Raw genomic sequence first — 6,067 nt, 5'->3', positions numbered from 1 at the left:
TTATTTGCTCCTAATTGTATTTATAGTCATGCTCATGATACATAAGTTCTATTGAAAAGTAAATACAATTTCTGTTTTTTGTTTAATAAAAGTTTTTTTATATATAATTTAACAAAAAAAATATATCAAAAATTTTGACAAAAACAGTTTTTGTTATATTATTTTATAGATAATCAATTAGGAGTTTAAATATGATAAATATGATAAAAATAAATAATTTAAGAGCAGAGGTAGGGATGCAACAATTTGATTTGTACAGGCAGATGGTGTTTAAAGGCTTTGAATCTTTTGTGGTAACTCAAGATTCTATCAACAAACAAAAACAAGAAAGTAAAATGAGCAGGATAGGACGTAAGATACCTAATATTAACAAGAATGAGTATTTCAAGTTTAATAGTAAGGTTGATTTTAGTGTTCAAAGAAGAGCTTTAAAGAGGGTAGGAGCTAGTGAAGTTGGTAGTCTGTTTATGGGAGCTGATTATTTAGAAGAGATGTTTATCGTAAGAATTCTTAAATCAATAGGAAGGGAAATGCCTTTTGAAGAAAATTTGAGTATGAAAAAAGGTAAGGCTTTAGAGAATTTAATAATTGACGAATTTGTAAAAACTTATGATAAGAATATTCATATTTTACATAAAAATAAATATTCAAACGGTATTGATAAATATAATTACTTTAAAAAAGTTGGTAAGAGTGATAATTTGGTAGGTGCTACAATTGATGCATGGTTTGTTAATAGGGAAGGTGATGCTGAACTTTTAGAGACAAAATGCAGCGATTCATTTCAAATACAATGCGGTGCTTCTGAGTATAATAGAATTGGTAATTTCCTAGATAATAAATATTTCTTTAAGTATTACGTACAAGTACAGATGCAATTAGCATGTACAGGATTAAAAAAAGGTAACTTATTCTTTTTATTTGGTGGAGATACTACAAACTGTGTTATTGAAAGAGACGATGCATTTATAGCAAAGATTATGTTTTATATGGTGGCTTTTAATGTTGAGATTAACAACGCTTTTAAGTATATGAGGAGCTATAATGATATTGAGAGTGCAAGTAATGAAGAGTTAGTTGAGAGAATAAAATTATTTTTAAATAAAAGTGAGTTTTATAATACCTTGGCACAATTAGACTTTAGACAAGAATTTCTTAAGTTTGTTAAGTTGACAAATCTAGAAGTTGAAAATGACCTTGTTTTAAAAGACGATATTTTTACTTTAAATGAAATGATTAAGCATATAAGTAAAGTTGAGGCTGAGAAGGCGAAAGAAGCTGAGGATATGACTAAAGTAGTTAAATTAAAAGTGAAAGAAAAAATTCAAGATATGATAAGTAGTTATTCAATTAGTGATAATATCTATTATAATTTTGAAGGAATTTTATTCTCTTTGAACATGAGAAAGAGAGCCATTAAAGATAGATTTAAGGTGTTTAGTGATAGTTATACTCAAGTGGATGGACTTTCTAATTTTAGTAAAGCAGTTTCTATAGCTAGTCATTTTGCAGACAAAGTAGCTTCTGTTTCTAGTGATTCTTCAAATAAGGCAACCCTTATTGCACAGGCTGTATAAGGGTTACAAACTATGAAGATCATATTTATGATAATCTTTTTTATATTATTTTATAAACTATTCCAGTTTCTATATAAGTATACTAAAAGTATTATAAGAAAAGTTATGAGTGATTATCTTTCATACAGAGAGCATAATGAGACTTTAAAAAAGCTATCTTATGATTTTAAACTTATGGATATTAGGAATCGTTTAAAAGATAAGGAAAATCTGGATGGCTGATATTAACTCTCTAACCCTTTCTGGGAGACTTACTAGAGATTCTGAAATTGCTTATACTAGTTCCAATATAGGGATACTTAAATTCTCTTTAGCTAATAATATTAAGGTAAAGCAAAATGGTGAGTGGAGAGGTAATGCACAATTTTTTGATTGTATATTATTTGGCAGAAGAGCAGAAAGTCTTTTACCTTTGCTTATTAAAGGCAAGCAGGTTGTTATTAATGGAATACTTCGTAATGATTCTTTTGTAAATGAACTTACTGGAGTTAAGAGAAGCAGGAATGTAATTTTAGTTGATCAACTAAAGTTATTTGCTTCTCTTAACTCTTATGGTAAAGTTATTGAAGAAGAATTTCATGAAGATATTCCCTTTTAAAAACTTATAAATATAAAGTTAAGGTTGGAGGTTATACTTTGAGAGTATATCAAAGTGATAGTAGATTAGTTGTTGAAATTCAGAAATGGGGATGTTATCTTTTATCTTTGCATTATTACGTATCCATGTTTACTGAGCAGAATTTTGAGTTTTATGATATTAATGATAATTATCATAAATTCATTAATTTGGGTTACATAAAGGACAATTGTTATATTTTAAATCCATGTAAGATCTTAAATTATTTTAGAATAAAAAGATGTGTAAGATATGAAAATCAGCATTATAGATGCTCTTCTGGTGAATTTGAAATAAGTGAAGTGAGAATAAAAAATACACCAGGATCACATTTTATGGCAACAAATAATACAAGTGTATTATACGATTCTCTTAAACTTAAAGAGCGAGGGAGAGAATATCACCTTAAATCTAAACGTGTCTTTACGCAGTTATAAATCTCCATTAAAAACAAAAGAGACAGAAAGTCTCTTTTGTTTTGATAGTCAAATGTTAAAAAGGGTTAAAGAGATGTATTTATTATACATAATATATTATAAAAAATTAAATTTTTAGCAAAATTTATTAAAACTATTTTTAATATCTTTGTAAGCTTGTATTTTACTTGCATGTGAGAGACCATAAACATTGTCAATCTCAGAAGTAGATGAGTACTTCATAAGCTCTTTTATTTGGAATGCATTGTAACCACGTGATTTTAGAGTAGCTATGAATATATTACGGAGTATATGCAAAGATTTTCTTTCTTTAAATCCTCCCTTAAGTAGTAATTTTTTAAATTTTTCGGTAATCTTTTTTATATTAATTTTATTATCACGAAATCTAATCTTACTTTTTTGAAATAAATATGTGCGACGCTCATCTTGTCCTTTGCTTTGAAAATAAGTTTTATGTGCCCTCATAATAGCATCAAATTCGTCTTTACTTATAACTACTTCTCTTATGCAAACACCACTTCTCTTTTTTGCAACATTAACACGTAGGCTATAGAGTACTTCATTATTACTACCTTTCTCTTTTGATATCTGGTCAAGTTTTATATTTTGCATTTCAACACCCCTACAACCAGTAACTGAGAGTAAGTGTACAAACCATCCTGAGATTGGGTCTAGACTTTTAAGTCTCTCTATAGCGCGTTTTACTAGTCTAATTGTCTTGTCATTAAGATAAAATCTAGTTTTCGGTTTAGTAATAATTTGCCCTTTAGAAGGGTTGTTAATTAAAAGTAGTTCTTCTCTTAAGAGTTTATTTTCTTTAAGTAATTTTTTTATTTTTTCTTTAAGTAAATCATTCACTATCATGTAATTTATCTTTTAACTAAATATTATAAAAATTATTAAACTTGTGTAAAAAATATTAGCAAATACTTATTCTTAAAGTCAATTTTTAAAAGTCTCCATTGTATATAAAATATGCTGTTATACGTATTTGTAATAAATATAAATGTTATTTTTTTGAGAACTTAGGGAATATAACTAGTATTCTTTCTCCTCTTCCTTACAAATACTTTTACTTTTACTCTTCATTTACTTTTTTTGTCTTTTTAGTGGTTTGCAACTTTGCAATGACTTTGTTATCCTTCCTTTTTTTAACTTCCCTCTCTATGTTAACCTCAAGTTAACATTTTGTTTACTTACACACTTTCTTAATCCTTTTACTTAGCTATTTAATTTGTTCTTTTATTTGCTCTTCATTTTTATTTTTTTGCTTTATTTTGAATGAAGATCTTTTATACAATTAAGATAGTAGATCTTACTACTATCTTAATTTTTCTTTGTTAAATTTTACTTTTTCTTTTGATTAAGATTCTTTTTTTATTCCCATTCTTCCAACAATTGTTTTGTATTATTTCTCATTGAGCTTATCATAGTTTCAAACATTTTTTCATTGTTTGTGATAGGGATAAAATCTGCTTCAAGGACGCTACTTGCCATATCTACCAGATTTCTGAAGAACTGGTAGATCAAATTTTTATTCGTGTAAAATGTATTAAAGATTTTACCTTGTTCATCCTTAACGTCTGTTCGAACATTTGTTCCATATTTTCTGTTTTTATGATCGTACTCGTTAGTAAGAATACCATTTTTGATATAGTCATCGAAACTTTCGTTATTGGGTGGTATGTTATTGTTAGCTTCGTATTGTTGTTTTTTTGATATTAAGTGATCATAAGCCTTAGTAAATTCATTAGCCAATTCTTGTTGTTTTTCTGGATTGTTTTCAAGCCATGTTTTAAAGTTTGTGAATCTTTTTCTTTCTTCTTCTCGATTTGGAAAGTTAAATCCCTCATGTGGTCGTATATTAACAAGTAATACATTAATAGCATTAATTAAAGACTTATATTTGTTTTGCTGTTCTTCAGCCTTTCTTTGTTCTTTTAACCTTTTTTCTCTTTCTATTTGAATTCTCATTGAAGCTCCGCTATTCACTTGTTTATCACCACAGCAGTATAACATTAATGTTATACACGGTATTATCAATTTTATATATTTTTTCATATAAATATTCTCCTTATTAGTTCAAGTATTATAATCTATTATTTTTATATTGTTTATATTAGTTGAATCTTATTACCTTATATTATGTAGTTTATGTTAAAAAAATAATTTTTATTTGTTTTGTTTTCTTTGCATTGTTTAAATTGAAATAATCTTTAACCTTTACTTATTTTTGAATTTCTTTGATTAAATACACTTTTCTTTTATTGATTTGTTTTATTGGTTGTTTTTATTAACCACTTGCTCCTGCTTGACAAGTGCTAGCTGCTTGCTCTTTGAATTTATCTAAATCATCACTATTGCCTTTAAAAGAACCTTGTAAAACTTGTTTAAAGGTATTCTTTTGCTCATTTGCATCATCCCCATTACATTTTTCAAGTTCACTTTGTATATGTCCCAGAACTTCCTTTATTTTAGATTCATCATGGCTTAAAAATTTGTTAAAATCAGCTTCACTACCCAGTGATTCTTTTAAAAAGTTTAGGTTTGCTTTTTCCGTATCATTTAACTTTGTTTTTAAGAGTTCTTCAGGTGTTTTTTGCACTTCTTCTTTTTGTTCTTCTGTTGTCTCTCTTTTGCTTCTACCTCTACTTTTGACATCTTTATTAGAATCAAACCAATCACAACTATTAATTAGTAGTAAAGCAAGTAAAGTAAATAAAATAAAGCTGACTTTTTTCATATTATCTCTCCTTATTATTAATATTTAAAACATTATAGTTCAGTTCTTGAGATGGCTTGTAAGCATATTATTTTGATATAGAGTTTATGTTAAAATAAGTTAACAAAAATTAAATTATAAGTTACAAAATAAGTTAATTTATACCAGAATTAATATGAGTAGAGAAAAGAAGTCATTTGATGATTATGTTGTTTATTTTAATGAAGGCAAACTTAATGATACTCAAATTGCAAAAGAGATGGGAGTCAGTCGTGCTAATGTGTGTAAAATGAGACGCAAATGGGAAACTAGAGAAGTTAATAATATGGAAAGTCCTAATAAATTAACAATAAGTGAAGATACACTAACTAATATTTTAATTCGGGCATCTGAGAGTAATGCGCAAGCAAGTAATATTAAAAGCCAGTTCAGTATAGCCAGAAATTCGTTAGGAATTGAGTTTATTGATTCATTTAAGAGATATTTGGAATTGGAACTTAAATCTTATAATCAAGAGATAGAAGTATTAGAGAGTCAGATTATAGATCTTAAGAGAGAGCTTGGTAATGAAGATAATGAAGAGCTTAGTAATAAGATACTTGAACTTAATAATGTTAAACGTGAAAAGGAACTTAAGCAAATGGATTTAATTTATCAAGTAATGGTTAAATTAAAAGCTACTGATATTGATTTACAAAGTAAATTTAAACTTTAA

General features: G+C 27.1%; 7 protein-coding genes. 4 read left to right on the top strand and 3 right to left on the bottom strand.

The features are described 5' to 3' along the window. Positions 1 to 191 precede the first annotated feature (191 nt). The 3 genes from bvRMA01_RS04555 to bvRMA01_RS04545 all read left to right on the top strand — a co-directional run bounded on the left by bvRMA01_RS04555 (position 192) and on the right by bvRMA01_RS04545 (position 2,630). Positions 192 to 1,577: a YqaJ viral recombinase family protein gene (locus tag bvRMA01_RS04555; protein WP_247032449.1), complete on the top strand. Its 1,386-nt coding sequence runs from the start codon at positions 192 to 194 to the stop codon at positions 1,575 to 1,577. Positions 1,578 to 1,791: 214 nt separating this feature from the next. Continuing rightward, positions 1,792 to 2,175 carry a single-stranded DNA-binding protein gene (locus bvRMA01_RS04550; RefSeq protein ID WP_247032447.1) on the top strand — a complete coding sequence of 128 codons (384 nt, stop codon included), beginning with the start codon at positions 1,792 to 1,794 and terminating at the stop codon, positions 2,173 to 2,175. A gap of 38 nt (positions 2,176 to 2,213) precedes the next feature. After that, positions 2,214 to 2,630 (top strand): DUF261 domain-containing protein, encoded by a 417-nt coding sequence (locus bvRMA01_RS04545; protein ID WP_247032446.1) that lies wholly within the window; start codon positions 2,214 to 2,216, stop codon positions 2,628 to 2,630. Positions 2,631 to 2,744: 114 nt separating this feature from the next. Here the strand turns inward: bvRMA01_RS04545 and bvRMA01_RS04540 are convergent, their stop codons facing one another. The 3 genes from bvRMA01_RS04540 to bvRMA01_RS04530 form a co-directional block, all read right to left on the bottom strand. After that, the gene (locus bvRMA01_RS04540; protein WP_247032444.1) at positions 2,745 to 3,494 is read right to left on the bottom strand and encodes a tyrosine-type recombinase/integrase; all 750 of its coding nucleotides are present in this window, start codon (positions 3,492 to 3,494) and stop codon (positions 2,745 to 2,747) included. Positions 3,495 to 4,007: 513 nt separating this feature from the next. Then, positions 4,008 to 4,649, bottom strand: coding sequence for an Mlp family lipoprotein (locus tag bvRMA01_RS04535; protein WP_247032442.1), 642 nt, complete (start codon positions 4,647 to 4,649; stop codon positions 4,008 to 4,010). Between the two features lie 274 nt (positions 4,650 to 4,923). Then, a complete protein-coding gene (locus bvRMA01_RS04530; RefSeq protein WP_247032441.1) occupies positions 4,924 to 5,373 on the bottom strand; it encodes an Mlp family lipoprotein in 450 nt (149 codons plus the stop codon). Between the two features lie 154 nt (positions 5,374 to 5,527). On the opposite strand from bvRMA01_RS04530, the gene bvRMA01_RS04525 reads away from it, so the two are divergent. Further along, on the top strand, positions 5,528 to 6,067 hold the full coding sequence (locus bvRMA01_RS04525) for a DUF603 domain-containing protein (RefSeq protein WP_247032440.1): 540 nt from the start codon (positions 5,528 to 5,530) through the stop codon (positions 6,065 to 6,067).

This window comes from Borrelia venezuelensis (assembly GCF_023035835.1).
GTDB classification, from domain to species: Bacteria; Spirochaetota; Spirochaetia; order Borreliales; family Borreliaceae; genus Borrelia; species Borrelia turicatae.
This window is presented reverse-complemented; position numbering and strand designations above follow the sequence as displayed.